This is a genomic window from Vibrio pomeroyi, assembly GCA_041879425.1.
Lineage (GTDB): Bacteria > Pseudomonadota > Gammaproteobacteria > Enterobacterales > Vibrionaceae > Vibrio > Vibrio pomeroyi_A.
Genome location: CP090855.1, coordinates 1,537,714 through 1,559,992 on the forward strand (window position 1 = coordinate 1,537,714; position 22,279 = coordinate 1,559,992).

The 22,279-nt window shown below is 45.0% G+C and carries 19 protein-coding genes and 1 pseudogene; 12 read left to right on the top strand and 8 right to left on the bottom strand.

Annotated elements, in window-relative coordinates; all coding sequences use genetic code 11:
- Nucleotides 1-84 precede the first annotated feature (84 nt).
- Nucleotides 85-1,248: a tyrosine transporter gene (locus tag L0992_22680; GenBank protein ID XGB70412.1), complete on the bottom strand. Its 1,164-nt coding sequence runs from the start codon at nt 1,246-1,248 to the stop codon at nt 85-87.
- 435 nt (nt 1,249-1,683) lie between these two features.
- On the opposite strand from L0992_22680, the pseudogene L0992_22685 reads away from it, so the two are divergent.
- The 5 genes and pseudogenes from L0992_22685 to L0992_22705 all read left to right on the top strand — a co-directional run bounded on the left by L0992_22685 (nt 1,684) and on the right by L0992_22705 (nt 6,522).
- Nucleotides 1,684-2,886: pseudogene (locus tag L0992_22685) on the top strand (MFS transporter).
- Nucleotides 2,861-3,847 carry an HTH-type transcriptional regulator YidZ gene (yidZ, locus tag L0992_22690; protein ID XGB69199.1) on the top strand — a complete coding sequence of 329 codons (987 nt, stop codon included), beginning with the start codon at nt 2,861-2,863 and terminating at the stop codon, nt 3,845-3,847. The pseudogene L0992_22685 and the gene yidZ overlap by 26 nt, the downstream one beginning before the upstream one ends.
- Nucleotides 3,848-3,911: 64 nt before the next feature.
- Nucleotides 3,912-5,132, top strand: coding sequence for a methyltransferase domain-containing protein (locus L0992_22695; GenBank protein ID XGB69200.1), 1,221 nt, complete (start codon nt 3,912-3,914; stop codon nt 5,130-5,132).
- Complete coding sequence (locus tag L0992_22700; GenBank protein XGB69201.1) at nt 5,133-5,696, top strand: N-acetyltransferase; 564 nt, start codon at nt 5,133-5,135, stop codon at nt 5,694-5,696.
- A 277-nt stretch (nt 5,697-5,973) separates the two neighbouring features.
- On the top strand, nt 5,974-6,522 hold the full coding sequence (locus tag L0992_22705) for a carboxymuconolactone decarboxylase family protein (protein XGB69202.1): 549 nt from the start codon (nt 5,974-5,976) through the stop codon (nt 6,520-6,522).
- Between the two features lie 93 nt (nt 6,523-6,615).
- Here L0992_22705 and L0992_22710 read toward each other — a convergent pair whose 3' ends face one another.
- From L0992_22710 to L0992_22725, 4 genes are all read right to left on the bottom strand, one after another.
- On the bottom strand, nt 6,616-7,791 hold the full coding sequence (locus tag L0992_22710; protein ID XGB69203.1) for a pyridoxal phosphate-dependent aminotransferase: 1,176 nt from the start codon (nt 7,789-7,791) through the stop codon (nt 6,616-6,618).
- Nucleotides 7,792-7,803: 12 nt separating this feature from the next.
- Nucleotides 7,804-9,267, bottom strand: coding sequence for a Na+/H+ antiporter NhaC (gene nhaC, locus L0992_22715; GenBank protein XGB69204.1), 1,464 nt, complete (start codon nt 9,265-9,267; stop codon nt 7,804-7,806).
- 145 nt (nt 9,268-9,412) lie between these two features.
- Nucleotides 9,413-10,417 (bottom strand): LacI family DNA-binding transcriptional regulator, encoded by a 1,005-nt coding sequence (locus tag L0992_22720; GenBank protein XGB69205.1) that lies wholly within the window; start codon nt 10,415-10,417, stop codon nt 9,413-9,415.
- 119 nt (nt 10,418-10,536) lie between these two features.
- Nucleotides 10,537-11,964 carry a PLP-dependent aminotransferase family protein gene (locus L0992_22725; protein XGB69206.1) on the bottom strand — a complete coding sequence of 476 codons (1,428 nt, stop codon included), beginning with the start codon at nt 11,962-11,964 and terminating at the stop codon, nt 10,537-10,539.
- Between the two features lie 124 nt (nt 11,965-12,088).
- Here L0992_22725 and L0992_22730 point away from each other — a divergent pair, with 124 nt between their 5' ends.
- Nucleotides 12,089-12,988, top strand: coding sequence for a DMT family transporter (locus L0992_22730; protein ID XGB69207.1), 900 nt, complete (start codon nt 12,089-12,091; stop codon nt 12,986-12,988).
- A gap of 63 nt (nt 12,989-13,051) precedes the next feature.
- Here the strand turns inward: L0992_22730 and L0992_22735 are convergent, their stop codons facing one another.
- The gene (locus L0992_22735) at nt 13,052-13,477 is read right to left on the bottom strand and encodes a DUF3010 family protein (protein ID XGB69208.1); all 426 of its coding nucleotides are present in this window, start codon (nt 13,475-13,477) and stop codon (nt 13,052-13,054) included.
- A 259-nt stretch (nt 13,478-13,736) separates the two neighbouring features.
- On the opposite strand from L0992_22735, the gene L0992_22740 reads away from it, so the two are divergent.
- The gene (locus L0992_22740) at nt 13,737-15,374 is read left to right on the top strand and encodes a methyl-accepting chemotaxis protein (protein XGB69209.1); all 1,638 of its coding nucleotides are present in this window, start codon (nt 13,737-13,739) and stop codon (nt 15,372-15,374) included.
- Between the two features lie 152 nt (nt 15,375-15,526).
- Here the strand turns inward: L0992_22740 and L0992_22745 are convergent, their stop codons facing one another.
- A complete protein-coding gene (locus tag L0992_22745; protein ID XGB69210.1) occupies nt 15,527-15,874 on the bottom strand; it encodes a DUF3316 domain-containing protein in 348 nt (115 codons plus the stop codon).
- Nucleotides 15,875-16,136: 262 nt separating this feature from the next.
- On the opposite strand from L0992_22745, the gene L0992_22750 reads away from it, so the two are divergent.
- Nucleotides 16,137-17,006 carry a LysR family transcriptional regulator gene (locus L0992_22750; GenBank protein XGB69211.1) on the top strand — a complete coding sequence of 290 codons (870 nt, stop codon included), beginning with the start codon at nt 16,137-16,139 and terminating at the stop codon, nt 17,004-17,006.
- Nucleotides 17,007-17,010: 4 nt separating this feature from the next.
- Nucleotides 17,011-17,694: an endonuclease gene (locus L0992_22755; GenBank protein XGB69212.1), complete on the top strand. Its 684-nt coding sequence runs from the start codon at nt 17,011-17,013 to the stop codon at nt 17,692-17,694.
- Nucleotides 17,695-17,820: 126 nt separating this feature from the next.
- On the opposite strand, the gene L0992_22760 is transcribed toward L0992_22755, so the two are convergent.
- A complete protein-coding gene (locus tag L0992_22760) occupies nt 17,821-19,482 on the bottom strand; it encodes a methyl-accepting chemotaxis protein (protein XGB69213.1) in 1,662 nt (553 codons plus the stop codon).
- 275 nt (nt 19,483-19,757) lie between these two features.
- Between L0992_22760 and L0992_22765 the strand changes: the two genes are divergently transcribed.
- The 3 genes from L0992_22765 (at nt 19,758) to L0992_22775 (ending at nt 22,203) form a co-directional block, all read left to right on the top strand.
- Nucleotides 19,758-20,270, top strand: a complete 513-nt coding sequence (locus tag L0992_22765) for an RNA methyltransferase (GenBank protein ID XGB69214.1) — start codon at nt 19,758-19,760, stop codon at nt 20,268-20,270.
- A gap of 87 nt (nt 20,271-20,357) precedes the next feature.
- Nucleotides 20,358-21,194, top strand: coding sequence for a GDSL-type esterase/lipase family protein (locus tag L0992_22770; protein ID XGB69215.1), 837 nt, complete (start codon nt 20,358-20,360; stop codon nt 21,192-21,194).
- Between the two features lie 112 nt (nt 21,195-21,306).
- Entirely contained in the window at nt 21,307-22,203 is an 897-nt protein-coding gene (locus L0992_22775) for a LysR family transcriptional regulator (GenBank protein XGB69216.1), read from the top strand.
- Nucleotides 22,204-22,279 lie beyond the last annotated feature (76 nt).

Below are 22,279 nucleotides of genomic sequence, written 5' to 3' on the forward strand. Positions count from 1 at the left end.
CTGTCCCAGTAAAAACTAAAAAGCCCGTGAATCTTATGACTCACGGGCTTTTTTATCAGCAATGTTTAGGCTAACCCATAAGTTCTAGCCCATAAACCAAGACACGAAAATCAACGCGCCAAAACCGAATGTCGCCATTAGTGCGGTGTCGCCACCGGCTGCTGTGTAGCTGCCCTCGGTTTGTAGGTGAGGGAAGTCAGGTCTACGAACCTTAACCACCATTGCGAGTGGTCCCCAAATAGCTAGGAACACCAACACCATGCCTGCATAGTCGAGCATGCTTACAAATTGGTTAGCAAACAACTCTGCTAATACTAAAGGCAGTACAAAGGTCAGAGCGTAAGCCATTAGCTTGTTGTTGGTTACCGCGTCTTTGTTTTGGTCATACAGCGCCATGGACACGCCAAGGAAAGAGGTTACCAATGCCAGTGCTGAGAACAGAGCAATCACTACTTTTAACCAAGCAGACTGTCCGCTAAACGCAGAGATTAGCTCTGAAATGTTGTGGAATTGGCTGATCGCGTCTGTACCAAGGTTACCGATAATCGCGAACAACCAAGTGAGGTAGCACACGAGCGGAATCACTGAGCCAAGCAGAATCATATTGCGGATTTGTTTTTGAGTCGATTCACGGTTGTAGATAACCAGTGACGGGATCACCACCATAGAGGCAAAGCTGGTAAAGATAACCGCACTGTATTGCACCACGTCATTGGCCGTGTATTGGCTAGTTTGAGTTAGGTAATCAAGACGGATATTGCTAAACAGAGAAGCGATAACAATAAACAGCATCACCACCATCATGATGAATAGGCCACGGTTCAACTTGTCGATATAAGACTTACCCGCTACCACAATCACACCCATAAATAGGCTGAAAACGGTATAAGCAGCAGAAGCAGAGATGCTTACGCCGACGTCGAGCAGTAGCTTATGGATGATGTCACCCACGCCCAAGATATAAGCGATGAGCATGCATACCAACAGCAGGTAAAAGAGTGCATTGATAAAGTGTTTACCTTTGCTGCCTAGAGTGAGGTAAGCAACACTGCTCATGCCACTGTTGTCTTTAGTTTTGGTACACGCCTCTGCCAGTAGGAGTGCAGAGTAAGTGGTGCCGATAAAGATAAGTAGCATCAGCACTGAGCTGATCATGAAGCTAAACTGGGCCAACACCATGGGAATAGCAAGCATGCCAGCCCCTAATGCAGTTCCTGAAAGAATCAAAGAACTGCCGAATAATTTCATATTCAAGAAAGCAACCTTAAAGTATCCAATTAATTTTTAGTTGGATTGTAAATATTTGTTGCCAAGCCTAACAAATTACTCAGTAAAGTTAGGGGTTAAATTCTAATTATTTTTGAATTTTTCTAAAAAATTTAAGCAGGAATTTACGTTGGATATGGGTGGTTAATTTAAACATTCACGCGGTGACTTTATTTATCGTTCTGATAACTTTTGTAAATTGCTCGCCGATTAATAGGAAGCGGTTTACAGCTGAAAAATCGGTGTCTTAATTTCAGTAGAATTGAGTCAAAACCTTGCTTATTGCATGAATGCTTGTCTGTGCCTTTTCGACATACTGAGGGTTTGTCGTAAATGGAAAGATCCGTTGTCGTAGATGCCACTCGGTAGTTTGGCGTTTCGCTCTTATTGTCCTCACACCAATTATGTGGGGGTGTTATGTATCGTTTTCTGTTTTGTAGTTTCGCGCTTGTTCTCTTGTATCCAACTGCGATTGATTTGTATTTGGTTGGTTTGCCTCAAATCGCTGCTGACTTAAATGCCTCGGAGGCGCAACTCCATGTGGCGTTTTCTATCTATCTTGCGGGCATGGCAACTACCATGCTGTTCGCCGGTAAATTTGCCGACAATGTAGGAAGAAAGCCTGTCGCGATTTTCGGTGCGATTGTCTTTGCTATCTCTTCGATGTTAGGTGGAATTGTGACTAGCGCGGAACCGTTTCTAGCGGTGCGCTTTTTCCAAGGTGTTGGTGCGGGTTCATGTTATGTAGTGGCATTCGCAATTTTGCGAGATGTGTTAGACGACCAAAAGCGCGCCAAGGTGTTGTCGATGATGAATGGCATTACCTGTATTGTGCCAGTGCTTGCGCCTGTGATCGGTCATCTAATCATGACAGTGTATCCTTGGCCGGGTCTATTTACGACTATGGCAAGTATGGGCGTAGTGGTGTGTTTGCTGTCGGTGTTAGTACTAAGAGAAACTAAGCCGAATAGAAAAGATTCGGAAGTAACATAAGCTTCTGTGTCTCAATCATCTTCAACCGAAACTTTTAAGGAACCCTTGTTTATCAGCCGAGTGATCATGACTAGTTTGGGCGTGACGGCGATTCTGACTTACGTGAATGTGTCTCCAATGTTGATCATGACAGAGCTTGGCTTCGACCGTGGTCAATACTCGTATACCATGGCTCTCACAGCATTAGTCAGTATGTTGGTGTCGTTCTCTGCGCCGTTTGCACTGAATGTGTTTAAGCAGAAAAGCCTGATGCTGACATCTCAAACGTGCTTTGTTATTGCAGCTATCTTGCTGCTTGCATCGATTGATGGTGGGTTAGGGCATTATGTAACCCTGCTGGGCTTTGCTTTTATGTGTGGTGGTTTCTCGCTAGGTTTTGGTGTCGCGATGAGCCAAGCATTGAGCTGTTATTCACATCGAGCAGGTGTCGCGAGCTCGATATTGGGCGTTTCTCAGGTGTGTACGTCGGCACTGTTTATCTGGTTGATGGGCGCTATCGGACTCAGTGCATTGAATATGTTGGTATTTATACTGGCTGCTGGTGGAGTTATCAGTATTGCTCTAATACTATGGGTAGGTCCTTCCCAAGTTAAAAGTGATTATGAAGAAGCCACTAGCCCGTCTTGATTTGAATCTGTTGTTCACTCTGCAATTACTGCTGCAAGAGCAGAGTGTTTCAAAAGCTGCTAAAAAGCTTAATGTTACGCCTTCAACGGTGAGTAAATCACTGACCAAGCTTCGAGACTGGTTCGATGATCCTCTGTTTGTGAAAACACCAAGAGGTCTAACGCCGACACCACTCGCACTAAGCATGGTGAAAGATCTTCAAGACTGGCTACAGATTGGCAGCCAAATTCTCACTACTCGTGGTGACGAAGCGCCGAAAGATGTGCGATTGAATCTAGAGGCAGAATCCCCTCTGTCACTGATCATGCTTAATGCGCTGACGCAAAGCGTATATCAACGCTATCCAAATGCGAAGATCAAAATGCGCAACTGGGATTACGATTCAATAGACTCTATCGTGCGTGGCGAATCTGATATCGGATTTTCCGGACGAGAAAGCCATCCGCGCTCGAAAGAGTCTCTAGATGCGCTGCCATACTTTATTGATTTTGAGGTGTTATTCCACGATATGCCAGTGGTGTATCTTAGAAAAGATCACCCAGCTTTGCTGGAGGAGTGGAACCTCGATGCTTTTCTCAAATACCCGCATATCAATATTGTGTGGGAAAAAAGCGAAACGTGGGCACTGGATGAAGTGCTTACCGATCTGCAACTAGACCGAAACATTGCCCTTACGCTTGCAGGCTTCGAGCAGTCTCTGTTTATGGCGGCTCAATCCAATCACACTATGACGACGGTTGCCCCCAACTACTGCCGACGTTACGCAGAGCAACTTCACCCCAATCTTACCTGCTTGCCCATCCCTTTAGATGAAGAGAGTGCCAATAAGTTGCTGATCCCATTCACCATGATTTGGCACAAACGCAATGCCTACAATCCGATCGTTCTATGGTTAAAAGACACGCTCAGAGAGCTTTACCAATTTGAAGGCAAAGAAGGAAAAGACAAAATAAATGTCTAGAATTTTGTTGACCTGACTACAGCTTCATAGTTTATCTTTGCTACCGAAATGAGAGGGGAAGTGCATGTATCGTATCTCTGAATTGGCCGATTTAGTTGGGCTGAGTCGCTCCACATTGCTGTATTACGGCAAGCTCGGTTTGATTGAAGCGCAACGCCAGAGCAATGGCTATCGTCTTTATTCTGAAAAGGATCTGCAGCGTGTTCGGTTGTTACAGCAACTGCAAGCGGGTGGGCTGACGCTCAAAGAGTGCCAAGCTTGTTTAGATGCAAAGATAGAGCGTGGCTTACTGGAAAATCGCCTTAAGCAGTTGGATGAAGATCTCGTTCAAAAGCAACGATCACGCGACCTACTAGCGGCAATGTTAGGAGAAAGCGGATTAGAAGAGTGGCATGAGTCGATGGATAAGCTTGCGCCAGATGCACACCTCGATTGGTTGATTAAGCAGGGCTTTGATGAGAAACAGGCTCTGCGATTGAAGTGGTTATCGAAAGACATGAATGAACATGATCAATACATGGCCGATTTTGGCACCATCTTTGAGGGCTTAGAGCGTTTAGGACCAGGAACGGCTGAAGATACTTTAGCGGCATTGGCACAAGTTCCGATTTCACCGAAGCACGTGCTTGAGATTGGTTGTGGCAAAGGCATCGCGACCAATGTGTTAGCGAAGGCCATCAAAAAGCACCAAGCCGACGTACACATTATTGCAGTCGACAATGATCAACCGAGTTTGGACATTCTAACTCAGCAAGCACAAGCATCTGGATTAGAAAGTAATGTTCAAACCGTGTGCGCAAGCATGATGGACTTGCCGTTTGAAGCTAAGTCATTCGACCTGATCTGGTCAGAAGGCAGCGCTTACATCATGGGTGTCCAGAAGGCATTGAAACAGTGGCGGAAGCTACTTACCGATGATGGCATCTTGGTTGTGAATGATTTGGTTTGGAACACGGAGGCCCCGAGCGAATCAATCAAAGCGTTCTGGCAAAGAGAGTATCCAGATATGACCACGGTAGCTGAACGTATCAAGCATGCTAAGGCGGCGGGGTATCAAGTCTTGGGTGACTTTGCGATGAGCGATGAAGGGTGGCTTGCCTATTATCAGCCTTTGCAAAAGCAAGTCGAGTCTTTGAAAGCAGCGATGCCAAACTCAAAAGCGCTCGCAGATTGCGACAATGAAATTAAACAATTCTTCAATAAGAGCGAACTTGTGGAAGGTTCTCAAGGTTCAGCTAAGCGTGATTTTGATTATCACTTCTTTGTGTTGAAGAAAGTACAGTAAGTGAAGAACACTATGAAGTTTAGACAACATGATTCAAGCGAGATCGAAACGATCACTCAACTTTTTACTCAAACCTTTACCGATTCGGAAGGCGAGAACGAAGGTAAAACAGTGGGTAAGCTTGCCAACGATCTTTTGACGACTACGGATTCGACAGAGCTACGCTGTTTTGTTGCTGAAGATGATTCTAGTGAATCTGACAGCAAGATTGTTGGCGCGATTATCTTTACGCCACTTTCATTTGACGATGAAACCAAGGCGTACTTGCTTTCACCAGTAGCGGTGAGCACACAGGTTCAAAAGCGCGGTATTGGCCAAAAGCTGATTAACTCCGGCTTACAGACTCTAAAAGAACAGGGCGTTGAACTTGCAGTGACATACGGTGATCCTAGTTACTATTCAAGAGTGGGCTTTGAGAAAATCTCTGTTGAACAAATCCCAGCGCCATTTGAGTTGAGCTACCCTCACGGTTGGATCGCTCAATCGCTGACTGACAGTGAAATTAAAGTGACGAGCGAACAGTCTAGCTGTGTTGAAGCTTTGGCTCACGCTGAATACTGGTAGTCGCTAAAAACAAAATCTTAGATGAATGAAAGCCCATCAAGTGAACTTGATGGGCTTTTTTGTTTTTAATCAAAAGGATAAGTTAAAAATAGCTCGATTTTAAATAGTCTATTTTTCCTTCTAATTTCTTACTCGATATTTATTTTGAACGGTTGTTCAAAATATTACTTGAACGATCGTTCTAATTTGGTTTATATTGTTTTCACACCAACGGAGAGCAGTAGCTAAATCTCCGTAAATGAAAAAATTTAGAATCAGAATTGATAGGAATAGAACGATGAGCAATTTCAAAATTCACTCAGTAGAATCAGCACCAAAACAAAGCCAACCTATTCTTGAAGGTGCGAAAAAGCAGATGGGTCGAGTTCCGGGTTTATTTGGTGTTTTGGCTGAATCCCCGAACACGCTGAAAGCGTACACTCAGCTTCACCAACTATTTAATGATTCATCTTTTGATGCCGAAGAGCTTACCGTTGTTTGGCAAACCATTAACGTTGAACATGAGTGTCACTACTGTGTACCTGCGCACACAGGCATTGCACATTCAATGAAGGTTGATCCTGCGATCACTGAAGCACTGCGTAATCGCACCGCAATGCCAACAGAAAAGCTGCAAGCTCTGCACGACTTCACACTGAGCATGGTTCGTAATCGCGGCAATGTGCCAGCAAACGAAATGGAAGTATTCTTCGCAGCGGGTTACGGCCAACAGCAAGTTTTAGAAGTGATTCTTGGCCTGTCACAGAAAGTGATCAGTAACTACGTAAACCACGTTGCTCAAACACCCGTAGACAAAGTATTCGAACAGTTTGCTTGGGAAGGTTAATCGCATTTAACCAATTAAATGGTAAGAATGATGAAAGCCCCGTTCGGTTGAGTGGGGCTTTGTTGTATTGATTGGGTTATGTTTTCTTATTGCTTATCTATTTGGAGCTAATGCTGCTTTAAGTCTTACCAAAGCGTCTGCTAATACTTCAGCAGGACATCCTAGATTTAATCGAATAAACCCTGAACCTTCTTCGCCAAATGCGTACCCCATACTCGGTACAATACCAGCAGCAATGAGTTTTCGTTCTAGCTCTGCATCGCTTAGTTTCATTGCACGACAATCTAGCCACGCAAGATACGTCGCTTCGGGTTTCATGAAGCGAATATGAGGCAATTCAGCTTTTATGAATCCGTTCAGCGTTTCTATATTGTCTTGCAGGTAGTGTTTTAAGTCCACTAACCAAGTTTCACACTCTTGATACGCTGTGGTTGCCGCTGACATTGATAGGCTATTGAAGCAATCCATGCCATGAGCATCCAAACGGCGAACAAACTGCTCCTTCAACACCGAATTTGGAATAATGAAGTTTGAGATTCTCAATGATGACAAACCAAACGTTTTACTGGCCGCGGTCGCCACAATAAGTTTGTCGGTTAGCGAATTTGGTAAGCTTAACGTCGAATGGAATACATTAGGTGTTAGCGTTAGGTCACTCCAAATTTCATCACTGATCAGCCACACATCGTGTTTTTTACAAAGCTCAGCAACTTGGGTTATCTCTTCCTCATTCCATGCTCTGCCTGTTGGGTTATGAGGATTGCAGAAGATCAACGCCTTTGCACCACTAGCAAAGCAGTCTTCCAAGTGAGCAAAATCAAGCTGGTAGTGACCATCAGATTCAATCAGCGGGTTGTTCAAAACTCTGCGGTCATTCAGTTCGATGATCTTACGAAATGAACCGTAGCCTGGGCTTTGAATAACGATCTGGTCATTCTCTTGAGTGAGCAGTTGCAGCGCCATTGCGATACCCGGTAACACACCATGTATCGTGGTTATCCACTCTTTTTTTATTTCAGTGTCATGTTGGTCTCTAAACCAATCAATTACAGCTTGGTAATAGTCATCCTGACGTTCTGAGTACCCAAAAATACCATGAGCGATATCTTGAGCTAAACGATCGAGAACTTTCTGGGGAGCTTGGAAATCGTAGTCAGACACCCACATTGGCAACAAGTCAGCCCCTTCTAGTCCTAGCTTCTGCTCCATAAAGTCCCACTTTACCGACCCTGTATTTCGGCGGCTAATCGTATTGTCGAAAGAATTCATAAGATGTGAGCCTTACTTAGTGCTGTGAGCTAGAGAAGTTTCTATGGAGCCTTCTGATTGTTCAGGTTTTGCGCGTGTAATACCAAACCCAGTGAAGCCATAAATCAAAGCGAAAACGACACCGGTGTAACATTGGATAGCCCAAGGTAGGTAGTCTAACGTTGCTACACCGAGTGTGCTTGCCATGTAAATACCCGCAGCTGTCCAAGGAACCAGTGGCTCAATAATTGTGCCTGCGTCTTCGATGGTTCTGGATAGGTTTTTGGTATCTAATCCCATTTTACGGTAAGCGTTTTGGAACAACTCACCTGGGATAAGAAGGGCTAGTTTGCCATCTGATGTCGTGAAAACCACAGTAATGGTCGCGATCACTGTTGATGCGATAAGTTGTCCTGTTGAGTGAATCATATGCAAGAAACGACCTAACACCACATTCAGTGCTCCGGTTAAGCTTAAAATACCTGCAAAAGAGAACGCACAGAAAACCAGTAGGATAGTGCTCATCATTGAGAACAAACCACCACGGTTTAGCAGCTTAGACACATCAGGAATCAGGCCATCAATCGCAGTACCTTTCGCTTCAAACAGAGCGACATTAAAGCCGTCGACATAAGCTTGGAAACCTTGCTGTAGAGAGAAACCTTGTAGAACCATACCTAATACGACCGCAAGGGCAGACGCACCTAACATCAGCGGCAGAACAGGCTTTTTGGTTAATGCACCCCAAAGAATCATCACTGGCGGAATAATCAGAAGAATATTGAAATTATAAAGGCTATCTAACCCAGCAAGGATTTGAGTCACTTTTTCTGGCTCGCCAACTGTGCTGATATCGGCACTTTGGCCTGCGAAGAAAAAGACAACAGAAGCAATCACAAAGCCTGGTAGCGTTGTGTAAAGCATGTGTTGAATGTGTTCGTATAAGGTTGTACCTGAAACGACAGGTGCAAAGTTCGTTGAGTCTGAAAGAGGCGATATCTTATCGCCAAAATATGCACCAGAAACAACGGCGCCGGCAGCAGCAGCCAATGATACATCTAAACCTGCCGCAACACCCATCAGTGCAACACCTACAGTACCCGCAGATCCCCAAGAAGTACCAGTACATACAGAGACAACAGAAGTAACAAAAAAGGCAGCAATGAGTATGTATTCAGCACTGATGACTTTAAGTCCCCAGTAAACCATGTAAGGGATGGTGCCACTGATCATCCAGCTCGCGATAAGGCCGCCCACTGAAACCAAGATCAAGATAACAGGCATCGCTTTTGCGAGTTTCTCAACAATCGCGTTGATGATGTCATCCCAGTTGTAGCCCATCTTCCAAGCAATACATGCCGTGAAAGTAGCAGAAATCAGAAGTAGAACTTCAATGCGAAGTCCTAAAACACCGTATCCAATAGCAAGCAGCGCAAACATAACGGCTATAGGCGCTAATGCTAATCCGAACGATGGTAGAGGCTTTGAGTTATTCATATTTGTTGTCCTCAGGTGAATGTAGGGTTTGTTCGGAATGGATAATAAGCCTGCTATGAAATCGAAAGTGCGACTTCAATGCTGTTTTCATGTAAGCGGTTACATGAGGTGTGTACATGAGATTTTGGTCACATTTTGTCTCATTTTAGTGCTTGATTGGCTTAACTGTTTGTCTTTCAACCAGTGTCGCTTCGAATCTATGTTGCTTGGGAGGTGCGTATCCTGCTGCTTTAAGTTTAATTGCAAGGTTAGCCGCGTAAGTCGACATCTCGTCGATAGGGTTGTGCATGGTGGTTAGCCGAGGGTAAAGGTAGCGAGCGAGCAAAACGTCATCAAAGCCGATGACTGAAATATCGTTGGGAACTGAGATACCTTGATCTTGTAAGCTCGTCATTAATCCCGCTGCCATAACATCATTAAAGGTGACTGCGGCTGTGACCTCTGGGCATTGGCTTACCAAGATGTCACCTGCAGCTTCACCACCTGATTCACTAAAGTTTTGGTTGATGATCCAATTAGGTTGTATTTCGATATTGGCCGCTTTCATGGCTTCTCGGTAGCCTTGTAAACGGTCTGTTCTGTCTTGGATTGGAAGGTCGCTCGAGACATAGGCAATTTTTCGATGGCCTAATTCGATGAGGTGCTGTACCGATACTTGAGCCCCAAGTTGATTATCTACCCAAACCGAGCGATTCGATATTTGAGCGATCGTACGGTTGAGTAAAACCATTGCAGGTAATTGAGCCGAGTAACGCAGTAATGTAGCGTCCTCAAGCATCTTTGAATGGATGACCATCGCTTCACAGCCTTGACTGATCAGAAAGTCGAGGCCTTCTTTTTCTCGCTGAGCATTGTGTTCGCCACTTACCACGACCAATTGATACCCGTTGGTTCTCGCCACTTCCTCAACACTTTTTGCGACTAAGGCAAAAAATGGATCCGCAAGGTTACCCGTTAGCAACCCAAGTGTGTTGCTGCTTCTACTTGCCAAGGCGGTTGCTCGCGCGTCTTTGTGGTAATTAAGCTCTTTTACTGCTCGTTCTACACGTTCTAGCGTTATGGGTTCAACATAGCAGGTACGGTTTAATACACGAGAAACCGTTGCTGTTGAAACCCCTGCAAGTGCTGCTACATCTTTTATTGTTGCCACGTTTTAATTCTGCCAAGCATAGAAAGGCTGCGAGTGTAGCGAATCTCTAATGTTTAATATGTTATTAAGGTCAAAGCTATTAACTCTGGGCTGAGAATATTAGTCGAATATTGGAATATCTAATGTGCATGCTTAGCTATCAACTTAGCCAACGTCACGATCCCTTCTTTCCAATCTTTGCTCTCTTCGATGTTGGCGACAGTGAAGCGCAGGCAGTGTTTGTATTGGTCGTGTGTGCCAAAAACGGTGCCGGGTAAGATGCCTAGTTTATGTTTCAAGCAATCCTGATAGACGGCGTAGCTGTCGACCGATTCTGGCAGTGTTATCCAGTTGAGAAATGAGCCTTCCGGCTTTGATAGGTGGTAGCGTCCGACAAGATGTGGGTAACTATCTAATGCTTGTATTAATAGGTTTTGGAACTGTTTTTGATTGGTTTGATAGAGTCGTTTCATTTTGGATAAATGGCTGCGGTATTTGCCCGTTGTGAGAAATTGGCCGACTGCTGATTGCATGAGGTTCGAGCTGCCCATGTTATCGCATAACAGATACTTCTCAATTAAGGGCTGATAACGCCCTGAAAGCAGCCAACCGACACGAAGGCGAGAGTCCAAAGTTTTGGATAGTGAGTTCACGTAGATGACTCGGTCTTGGTCATCCAGTTCTTTTAGGCTAGCTATCGGCGCATCAAACGCTAGGCTACCGAACACATCATCCTCGATAATCGGCAAAGATCCGGTTATCTCCAATAACGCTTTTCGATTAGCCAGAGGCATTCTTGAGCCTGTCGGATTGGTAAAGTTTGGTGTCAGAAGCAGCGTTTTCACTTCCCATTTATCTAGAGCGTTTTGTAGTGAAGGAATATCTATTCCGTGGCTAACACTGCTTGGTATTTCAAGGGCTTGTAAACCAAGCGACTCAAGTAACAGTAAGTTGCCAAAGTAACACGGTGACTCTACTGCCACGATGTCACCCGGCTTGGTTAATGCTCGTAACGCTAAGCTGATCGCCTGTTGTGCCCCGTGAGTAATCGCAATCTCTTTCGATCCTGCGTGTACGCCCAGATCATGGGTGATCTTTAACAATTGTTTTACTAATTGCTCGTCACCTGGGGGCAATTGGTAATAACCAGGAAGCTGAGTTTGCAAACGACTGTGGCGACCGATCTCGGCGTACAAGCTCCGGATAGCGGGATTGTTGATATTTGGATGAGCTGATCCAGCCAATAGCTTCATACGACCTTTTGGACGAGAGAGTACCGATTTGGTGACAGACAACAGGTCAACTTTTTGTGGTTGGCTGGGCGCATCCCAGCTTGTGGTGTTCGGTGCTTTAACGCGATAACCGGACTTGGGAACCGAGTAAACCCAACCCGTAGCCTCCAATTCTTGATAGGCTCGAATCACGGTGTTTTTGCTGACACCTAATTGTTCACTTAACTGGCGGATCGAGGGGAGTCGATCGTCTGGGTGAAAGAGCCCTTTATCGATTTGAGCCTTAATATGTTGTTCGGTAGCGAGATATTTATTGCCGCTGACTTCTGCTTCCACGTTGTTCTCCCTCGTTGCTCACTCTCAATCTGTAACCATTTAAAGTGTTATATCTGTATCTTTATTAGTTATCTGTACCCAACTAAGGTAACAGTATTGATGAAGAGTTGACCAGAGGTTTGTAATGCTGATTAAAATGATTCCGTTCGTGTTTGTAATATTGTGGTCGTCAGGCTTTGTTGGCGCACGTCTTGGTGTGGAATACGCCGAACCCGCGACGTTACTTTCACTTAGGATGGTAGCCAACGTGGCGCTGTTCTTGGTTTTGATTGCAATCCTTAAGCGCCGTATCCCTCGTGGCCGAGCATTCTTCCATGCGTGTGTGGTTGGGATATTGATTCACGGTTTTTACCTAGGTGGTACATATCTGGCGATTGATATGGGGATGCCTGCAGGGTTGAGTTCTTTATTGGTAGGTCTTCAACCGATACTTACCGCGCTGATCATGGTCAGCTGTACCTCGCAGCGTTTTAATTTTGCGCAATGGCTTGGTTTAGCGCTTGGTTTTGCGGGTATTAGCTTAGTGTTAATGGGTAATATTGAATGGCAATCGGATGACCAAAAAGGTCTGGCGACATTGTTATGTTTAGTCTCGCTGGTCGGTATTACCTGCGGCACTTTGTACCAGAAGCGTTTTTGTAAAGGGACTGATATGGTGGGCGGTGCGATGGTGCAATACTTGGCTTCTGCAGCGTTGTTCCTGCCGTTTGCGATGCGCTACGAAACCATGCAAGTGAATTGGACAGTAGAATTTACGTTGACGCTGATTTGGCTGGTGGTCGTTTTATCTTGTGTCGCAATACTGTTGTTGCTTTACATGGTGGAACACGGAGCATCTTCAAGTGTTGCATCGGTGTTCTATCTCGTTCCGCCGACAACCGCAATTCAAGCGTGGCTGATCTTCGGTGAATCATTCGATATCTATGGTGCAATGGGCTTCGCCTTGTCTGCCGATGCGGTTTATCTGGTGGTGAAGAAGCCTGAGTTGGTGAAGTTGCGGAGACAAGCGGCTTTGAATCGTTAAAACAAAAAAGAGCCTGACAATGCAGGCTCTTTTTTTACTCAATTTTTCGCTAGCGATTGATGATTAGCGCTTCATCAAACAAGCGTAAGCCGTTGTAAACGGTGCTTCTTGGTATTGCTTAAGGCCAGTCTCTTTGAACTTCATCATAAGAGGGTTGCGCTTAAGGCTTTCTTTGATTTCAGCTGGAGACACAACGGTTACGTCTAGGCCGTCGATAAGCTGAATTGCAGCTTCTAGTTTGAAACCGAAGCCACCGCCAGCAAATTTGCCTTTAGTTTGGCGTTGGCGAATTACAACTTTTTCTACTTGGTAATCTTCCATTAACTTTGCAAAAGAGAATTGAAAGTCTTTCATATTCTGTGTGTCGTTTGCGTCGCTAATCGCAACCTTAGAAACTCGGCAATCAGGAATGTTAAATACGCCGTCTGACAGAGAAAGAAGACAGATGACTGCATCGTTACCTTTGATTTCAACACCACAAATTTTCATGTTCTTACCTACTTATTTTAGAGCCCTACATTATGGTGTTATTTCTAACACTTCTCCAGTATTTGCGCGTATCAGCGGCAAATAAGTCTAAATCAGAGAGTATTTTAGTCGCCGAAAGTTAACCTTTGATTGAAAAAACAACACACGAATTTACGGTATCGTTTGCTATGAGATGAAGCTCACAAAAGCTTAGCGGGATTTCATATGTGTGCTGTATATTGCGCGCGCATCCCTATTTGAAGTGTGGTTATTAATCCCAATGAATATCAATAATCTTTCGATTAAGAGTAAAATCGCGATCCCGCTGTTGGTGATCGTGATTGTTTTTTCTACCGTTACCGTGCTCAACGTTATCAGATCAAATGCTCAAGCTGCGATTAATAACGAGCTCAATAATGTGGTTCAACCGGTTCTAGATAACCTAGAAGACGGCTACCGCGATATCTACCAAATCATCGCTTCGGCACAAGGTCTGCTACTTGCTCAAGATCAGGCAGCGATTGAATACCAAAAGTTCGAATTTAAAGACAACGCTTATAAAGCGGTTCCTCGTTTTGAGAGCGTTGAAACGCTTTACAGAGCAGGTGTGTTGGATCCTTCTTCTCGTGGTGAGCTATCAAAGCTGGTTAACGCGATGAGTAAGTGGGTTTCGCTGCACGAGCCTATGTTTGCAGACCCTGCGAACGCGCACCAATACAACATTGATTACTCGCCAGCGTTAGACGCTGAATTTGCGATTATTCGTAAGCAACTGCGTGATATCAGAACGCTGATTGAACTAAAGCAGAAAGAGCTTCGTCAGCAAGCCGATGACTCTATCGAATCAAGTAAGTTGATCATCGAAGTGGGTATGGCTGTCGCTGTATTTGCTGCAATTTTCGCGATGTGGTTGTCGAACCGTTTCATTATTCAACCCATTCAGAACGTTGAAAAAGCGATGAATGAAATCGCTTCGGGTGACGGTAATCTGTCTCAACGAATGAAGGTCGAAGGTAATGACGAGATCGCTCGTTTAAGCTCTGCCTTTAACCAGTTTGTTGGCAAGATTCATGTCACTGTAGAGCAAGTGATCTTCACATCGAATGCCGTTCGCTCAGAAATGGAAAACATCAAATCACTAACGCAAAGTGTTGCTGAATTCTCGTCGAATCAACAGCGAGAAAGTGAAGTGGTCGCGGCTGCCGTTCATGAAATGCAAGCAACCAGTGAAGTGGTGAGTGGTAACGCATTAGACGCGGCAACGGCAAGTAATGTGGCGAACCATGAAGTGGAATCGGCAGATACTACACTCGGCTTAACCGTGACATCGATTGAACGCCTTGCGCAAGATATCGAGAACGCGGGCGGAGTGGTTCAAGAACTGGATACCGATGTGAAGAACATCGCGTCTATTCTTGGCGTGATCAAAGGCATTGCTGAGCAAACAAACCTACTGGCACTAAACGCAGCAATCGAAGCGGCACGTGCGGGTGAACAAGGGCGTGGCTTTGCTGTGGTTGCGGATGAAGTTCGCGCTTTGGCGAGTAAAACTCAAGACAGCACGGGCGAAATCCAATCTATGATTGAGCGCTTGGAAGTAGGCGCAAAACATGCAGTTGGTGTGATGAACGAGAGTAAAGCCAGCGGCGAGAAAACCATTGTTCAAGCGGGTACAGCAGCGTCATCTTTGGGTGAGATTCGTAATTCGATCGGTAAGATGAACGACATGAACACACAAATCGCCACGGCAGCTTCTCAGCAATCTCAAGTATCTGAAGAAGTGAACAAGAATGTTCAACGCATCGCAGAAAGCACCATGCAAATGGTTGAGATGGCAAGCAGCGCGGAGAACGCATGTATGACATTGGCAGAGCAGTGTGAAGCGCTTGATAGCCTAGTTTCTCAGTTTGAAGTTTAATTTTCAAAAGTAGACTGACGAACATGAGCTAATAATGGTTGCTCGTTTGGGTTCCATTAATCAGCGCTTAACGAAAAAAGCCCGTACTCTATGAGTGCGGGCTTTCTTTTTAAACGTGTGATCGGCTTTTGGACCGAATCAATCATTCAGTGTTAGCTGCTGCGACCGTCTTTGTATGTGTAACGGTAGTCAACTTTTACGTTCGCTTGGTAATGAACATCGCCGTTCATGTTAGTGATTTTTTTCACTTCCATGTTCGCGTCATCAATCTTGAACGAATCGTATTTTGTGGTTTGTTGGAACTGTGGCAGTTCTCTAGAAAGCTCAAAAGGTGTCTTTGCGCTTAACTCATCCATAAGGTTAGTTCCTGCATCGTATGCTTCCGCTTCAGTAACAAATGTATCAGATTTTAGCGTTGTTTCTTGAATCGTTGTTTTGGTTGCTGCGAACGCTGTTGTGCTAAGTACAAGAGTTGATGCAAGTATGATTAATTTTTTCATAGGAGTACCTTACTGTGTTGAAGTACCTGTGTTCCGGTACAGAACCAACATATCAATGAAGTGGTAGGAGGAGTGTCAGGGGAGACGACGATTTTGTTAGTGTTCGGTAAGGAATAATGAGAAATGTCAGCAGTTGGTTGGAATGATTTTGAACGATTGTAGGTGGCGAAGATTTATGCGCAAAGCATATCAAGCAAGGTGACAGCAATTTGTAACTTCAATACACTGTATGGGTAACCATCATTCAATATAAGGTAAAGGCATGGCCAATTGGGAAGGGGTAAGTGAGTTTGTTGCAGTAGCAGAGCGTGAGAGCTTTACTGGTGCGGCGCAGAAGCTTGCTACGTCAGTGGCTCAAATCAGTCGTCGAGTGGCTAACCTTGAAGAGCGCCTCGCGGTAAAACTACTTAATCGAACGACTCGTAAGGTGTCTCTCACCGAAGCTGGGCAGCTCTATTATCAGCAATGTAAGTTGTTGGTCGAGGGTTTAGAGATTGCGGAATTAGCCGTAACGCAGATGCAATCCACACCAAAAGGTTTATTGAAGGTGACTGCGCCCGTGACCTATGGTGAACGCCAACTCGCCCCGATACTTCACCAATTCTTAAAGCTTCACCCGCAAGTCGAGCTAGAGCTAATGCTGACCAACCAAAAGCTCGACCTTATCGATTCTGGCGTTGATGTGGCGATTCGTCTTGGTCGCTTAGAAGATTCAAGCCTTGTGGCAAAGAAGCTCTCCCAACGACAACTCTACGTGTGTGCAAGCCCTGAATATATTGAGAGTTATGGCGAGCCGCATACGCTTTCTGAGTTAAGCCATCACCAATGCCTAGTCGGTGGCTTTGAGCACTGGCGTTTTAAAGAAAACGGTCGCCCTCGTTCGGTTCGTGTTAATGGGCGAATCAAGTGTAATAGTGGTTTAGCTTTATTGGATGCGGCTAAGCAGAGCATCGGCTTGGTGCAACTTCCAGAATACTACGTGAGTGAAGATCTTGACTCTGGTGAGTTGGTCGAAGTGTTATCCGACTATCGAGATGATAAGGAGGGGATCTGGGCGCTCTACCCGCAGAACCGCAACCTGTCTTCAAAGGTTCGTTTGCTCGTCGATTTCCTTTCTGAGCAATTGGATTAATTCTATGACCGAAATTGAGCGTCATTCAGCAAGTCAAAGCGAGTTGATACTCAGCGTGTTCGATACACTCGAACAGCATTACGGCTATTTTGATTGGTGGCAAAGGAATGATCCTTACGAGATCGTTTTAGGCGCTATTTTGGTCCAAAACACCAACTGGAAGAACGCAGAGAAAGCACTTATTAACTTAGGTGAGCAATGCAACCCAAGGTCGGTTGCTGAAATGGACCTTGATGAGCTTGCCCAAAAGATTCGATCCAGTGGTTATTACAATCAAAAAGCCATTAAATTAAAGGCTGTGACCGAATGGTTTTGGAAGTACCAATACGATATGTCGGTGGTTCGCAAGCAGGACAAAGATCAGCTTCGAAAAGAGTTATTAGAAGTTAAAGGAATTGGTGGCGAAACGGCTGATGCGATTTTGGTTTATGCGATAGGTAAGCCGTCTTTTGTGATTGATGCGTACGCCAGAAGGATCTTCACTCGCAACGGACTCGATGTGCCTAAATCGTATGAGAAGTTCCGAGCCTTAATGGAAAGTACAATCCCTTTGGATACAAAAAGGTACGGTCACTATCATGGCTTGCTAGTCGATCATGGACAGCAGTTCTGTAACCCCAAACCGAAGTGCCAATATTGTCCTTTAACTCAAGATTGCATAAAAAATGGCGTTGAAGCTTTGGCTTAAACGACGTTGCTCCTCATTTGCCAAATCATCTCAAGAAAAAAATCGGGCTTCAGAATGAAGGTTCTGAAGCCCGAGCTATATTAAATTCCGAGTCGTTTACTTGTCCGTGACGAGATAAAAATAGTTCTATACCGTGAAACGATCCACCAAGTGGTAAAGCTCATTCGCACGGCTGTTTAGGTTTTGGCTACCAGTACGATTTTGGTTTGCTAGTGCGGCTGATTGCGAGCTTTGATCGGATATCACGACGATACGTTGAGATATCTCTTGGCCGACAATATTCTGCTGTTCTGTTGCCGTAGCAATAAGCGAGTTCATGTCCATGATGGTATCGATCGACTCTTGGATCTTCGCCAGTGCAGCGGCAGCAGCGTTTGCTTCTTCAACCGTTTGAGCACTGCGGTTTTGGCTTGAATCCATTGCTTTTACCGCGGCGTCTGACGCGGCTTTTAGCTGCTCAATCATCTTGTGAATATCGCCGGTGCTCTCTTGAGTTCGGCTTGCCAGCTTACGAACTTCGTCTGCTACTACTGCAAAACCACGACCTTGTTCACCTGCACGAGCAGCCTCAATTGCGGCATTCAATGCAAGCAGGTTAGTTTGCTCTGCAATGTCTTGAATCACCGCCAACGAAGAGGAGATGTTCTGCACATCGCCTTCTAAACGTGATACCACAGTGTTGGCTTCTGACACTTCGCTAGCAAGGCCTGCAACAGAATCCGCAGCTGCGTTTACGATTTGCTGCGCTTCTTTCGCGTTACCTTCTGCAAGCTTGGCTGAATCCGCCGCTTGGCTTGCGTTGCTCGAGATTTCTTGCGCGGTTGTGGTCATCTCAGTCATCGCTGTTGCAACTTGTTCAGTTTCTTCACGTTGGCCTGTGGCAATTTCGTCCACCTGAGCTGCGCGAGAAGACATGCTAGACGTTTCGGCTACGACTTGCTGACCCACATCGCTGACGCTGCGAATGATGGTTTGCAGGCTTGCTACAAAGGCATTGAAGTTCTCGCTCAGCTTAGTGAATTCGGGTGCTTTGAAGGTTTCCATTCGAGCGGTTAAATCGGCTTCACCACTCGCAAACGCGCTGATTGAACGGTCAAACTGCTCAAGTGGCTTCATAATTGTGCGGTTCACTGCGACTGCAAACACGGCAACCACAAGAGCGATTAAGCCACAGAAAATAGCGATGGCAGTCAGTGAGCTTTGCAGCGCAGCATTCGAACTCTCTTTCATCTCTGCGATGACCGCATCAATGTCGTCAGTATAAAAACCGGTACCCAGCATCAAATCCCATTGTGGGATGAATATCGAGTAGCTGAGTTTTGGTAAGGCTTCAGATTGACCAAGTTTTGGAAAGTAGTAAGTGGTGAATTCGCCAAGCTTTGAGTTCTTGATTAGGTCACGAATCAGGTAATTACCTTTTTTGTCTTGCAGGTCATAGTAATTTTTACCAATACCATCGTTGTTTTGCCCAACCACTACTCGAATGCCTTTAGAGTCGTAGCCAAAGATGTAGCCAGATTCACCATACTCGAGTGTTCTTAATGTCGGTAAGGCTTCTTCTAATGTTGCACCTCTGTCCAAGAACGGGCTGATAGAAGATTGAGCCATTTGCAGATACGCTTTAAGTTCCTTTTCTTTCATCGCCATCATATTGCTACGCGTCGATTCTACTTGTTGTGCGGTTAGCTCGGTGCTCTTCATATACGTCACGCTCATCATCCCAATTGCCATCAGTAGCAGTGGAATGAAAGAGAGAATATAAAGGCGGTTTTTGATGGTTAGGGTCATGTCACGCTTCCTGTGTGATTGTCTCATGCAATTTTCAACACATTATTAATGTGGTTTCAAAATGTAAATGGGCTTGTTGTTTAATTGTTACCCTAGAGTGTTTTTGTTTTATAAATATGATGGCGGTTAGATTTTTTGGGTGAGAAGCCTTGCAACTAGAGGCTTAAGCGCGAAAAAGTGAGTGTGTATCGATGCTTTTGAATTCGACGCTGCTTTGTTAGAATGCGACGCTTTGTAGCACCCTGCTATGTCTATTCGTTAAGTGAGAAAGATTCATGAACAAAAGCCATGTGACTATTGGTTTAACTAACCCAAAGAGCCCGACAAACGTTGGTGCTGTTATGCGTGCGGCTGGTTGTTACCAAGTCGACGAAGTTAAATACACAGGGCAACGCTACGAAAAAGCCGCGAAATTTCACACCGATACAAAGAGTGTTGCACGTACCATCCCGCTGACCGGTGTCGAGTCGTTTTTAGACAATCTTGATTCAGAAACTAAGATCGTTTGTGTAGAACTCGCAGAAGGTGCTACGCCACTGCCGCGTTTTAAACACCCAGAAAACGCTATCTATATCTTTGGTCCGGAAGATGGTTCTATTTCTCAAGACGTTGCCGATAGAGCTGATCACGTTGTGTACGTTCCAACGGTAGGTTGCATGAACTTGGCTGCAACCGTGAATGTGCTACTTTACGATCGTCTTGCTAAATCTGATGAAATGGATGAGAGCAACGAGCTTATTAAGAAAAGCCGTGATAACCGTAATCATCTGCTGATCAAAGAAAAGTAAATCTCTGCTTCTAATGTTATCTATCCCGTACGCGATCGGATATTATCTTGAGTTCATCACCAGATAATTGAAGGGTTAGATAACACTATGGAAGACAAGCAATTACTTGCTGCGCTACAACAACAGCCTGTCCTCGATCTATATCAGTTATTCCAAGAAGTTGGTCAAAACAGCTCTCTGTACGTATTGTTAGAGAGGTTATCTTCCCTTAAAGAACACCATCAACTGAGCACTCGTCTCAGTCCTTTTAAGCCTCACATCGAAGGGTTACTGGCTCAGTTCGACAGCTCCACATCGGACAGTGAAATCCTCAAGGCGGTTGCTCTTCAGTCTGAGATCCAGCAACGAGGCCATAGCATGAGCCGTTACATCATGACATCAGATAATCATCGTCATTTTTCTCCGAATGCAGACTTAGTCATGTTTGGTGATTCGATCACTGAATGGGCACCGTGGGCGGATATTTTCCGTGATATCTCTATGGTCAATCGCGGCCTAGCAGGGGATACCACAACCGGCATGCTGCGCCGCATTGATACCACGTTGAATGTGAATCCAAAACTGGTGTGTTTTATGGCAGGGATAAACGATTTAGCGCAAGGTTACGATGTCGAGCATATCTACCAGAACTACATTGATATGCTTAAGGTGTGGCAAGAAAACGATATTCGAATCTTGGTGCAATCAACGCTTTATGTAGGGGCTAAACTGCAAAGCTTGAACCCTTCGGTAGAACTGCTCAATAGCAAAATAAGCGAGTACTGTTCTCAACAAGGCATTGCGTTCTTAGATGTGAATTCAGTATTGTCACCTAACAAACTTTTGTCGAATGAGTACTCGTGCGATGACTTGCACTTGAATGCTAAAGCTTACCAAGCTTGGGCTGGGGTGCTTCAACCTACGATAGCTGAGTTACTAAAATAAATTCACGTAGATAGCTAAATTCATGTAGACAACTAAGTTGATAGATAGACAGTTTAGTTAATACAACGGAATCTAAGCACTAAACCTGTTCGGTGAACCAAAGGACATCAATTTGAACCTAAGACAACTGGAAGTCTTTTACGCCATAATGCAGACCGGAACCGTATCTGGAGCCGCACGTAGCTTACATGTGTCCCAGCCTAATGTGACGCGCATTTTGGCGCACACCGAGCAGCAGTTGGGATTTGGTTTGTTCGAGCGTGTCAAAGGACGACTGGTGCCAACGATTGAAGCGAAAACCTTGCTACCAGAAGCCGAGAAGGTGTATCAGCAATTGGACCAATTTCGTTCTTTGACTAACAAAGTGAAGCAAGGGCATCAGCATTTACGTATTGGTGCGCCGCCGATTCTAGCGACCAAATTGCTGACTCCAGTGATCGCCCAATTGTCTCGTGAGCAATATTCCAATAAACAAGAGCTCTCTTTTGAGTTGTTGACTGCTAATCGCGACGAACTGTGTGCTGGTTTATTGAAGCATGAGCTCGATATTGCTATCGCATTTGGAGACGAGGCACCGCCAGCAATATTGTCTGAAACGCTATTAACCGAATCACTCAAGGTTCTGGTTCCATCCCACACTGTTGATCAGTTACCGACAGAATTAATCCTTGATGACCTGATAAATTATTCGTTGCCAATCATTGGGCTTGATAGTCGTGACCCACTGGGTTTACTGCTCCATCAAAGCTTGATTGCGCGAGATGAGCATTATCATCATCCGATATCGGTACGTGGATACAGCGCTGCGGCGGAGCTGGTTAAGCACCAAGCAGGTTTTGCGATTGTTGACCCGTGGACAGCAGAGCAATACCAAAATGACGATTCAGTTTGTGTATTGCCACTGCAGCCAGCTATTCCATTTTCAGTATCGACTTTATGCGCTGAACACACGCCACAGTCGATTGCAGCTAAACAGTTCATTTCAGCACTACAGCACTCATGTTATTAGCTAAGAGCCGTTCGCTCATAAGTTTACTGTCTCCGATTGCTACCCATAACATCAGCTACCTATAACATCATGTTAT

What these genes read in the sequence shown, in the direction of transcription:
- L0992_22680 (XGB70412.1), bottom strand. Translation starts at nt 1,248, where the DNA reads ATGAAATTATTCGGCAGTTCTTTGATTCTTTCAGGAACTGCATTAGGG.
- yidZ (XGB69199.1), top strand. Translation starts at nt 2,861, where the DNA reads ATGAAGAAGCCACTAGCCCGTCTTGATTTGAATCTGTTGTTCACTCTG.
- L0992_22695 (XGB69200.1), top strand. Translation starts at nt 3,912, where the DNA reads ATGTATCGTATCTCTGAATTGGCCGATTTAGTTGGGCTGAGTCGCTCC.
- L0992_22705 (XGB69202.1), top strand. Translation starts at nt 5,974, where the DNA reads ATGAGCAATTTCAAAATTCACTCAGTAGAATCAGCACCAAAACAAAGC.
- L0992_22710 (XGB69203.1), bottom strand. Translation starts at nt 7,791, where the DNA reads ATGAATTCTTTCGACAATACGATTAGCCGCCGAAATACAGGGTCGGTA.
- nhaC (XGB69204.1), bottom strand. Translation starts at nt 9,267, where the DNA reads ATGAATAACTCAAAGCCTCTACCATCGTTCGGATTAGCATTAGCGCCT.
- L0992_22730 (XGB69207.1), top strand. Translation starts at nt 12,089, where the DNA reads ATGCTGATTAAAATGATTCCGTTCGTGTTTGTAATATTGTGGTCGTCA.
- L0992_22735 (XGB69208.1), bottom strand. Translation starts at nt 13,477, where the DNA reads ATGAAAATTTGTGGTGTTGAAATCAAAGGTAACGATGCAGTCATCTGT.
- L0992_22740 (XGB69209.1), top strand. Translation starts at nt 13,737, where the DNA reads ATGAATATCAATAATCTTTCGATTAAGAGTAAAATCGCGATCCCGCTG.
- L0992_22745 (XGB69210.1), bottom strand. Translation starts at nt 15,874, where the DNA reads ATGAAAAAATTAATCATACTTGCATCAACTCTTGTACTTAGCACAACA.
- L0992_22750 (XGB69211.1), top strand. Translation starts at nt 16,137, where the DNA reads ATGGCCAATTGGGAAGGGGTAAGTGAGTTTGTTGCAGTAGCAGAGCGT.
- L0992_22755 (XGB69212.1), top strand. Translation starts at nt 17,011, where the DNA reads ATGACCGAAATTGAGCGTCATTCAGCAAGTCAAAGCGAGTTGATACTC.
- L0992_22760 (XGB69213.1), bottom strand. Translation starts at nt 19,482, where the DNA reads ATGACCCTAACCATCAAAAACCGCCTTTATATTCTCTCTTTCATTCCA.
- L0992_22765 (XGB69214.1), top strand. Translation starts at nt 19,758, where the DNA reads ATGAACAAAAGCCATGTGACTATTGGTTTAACTAACCCAAAGAGCCCG.
- L0992_22770 (XGB69215.1), top strand. Translation starts at nt 20,358, where the DNA reads ATGGAAGACAAGCAATTACTTGCTGCGCTACAACAACAGCCTGTCCTC.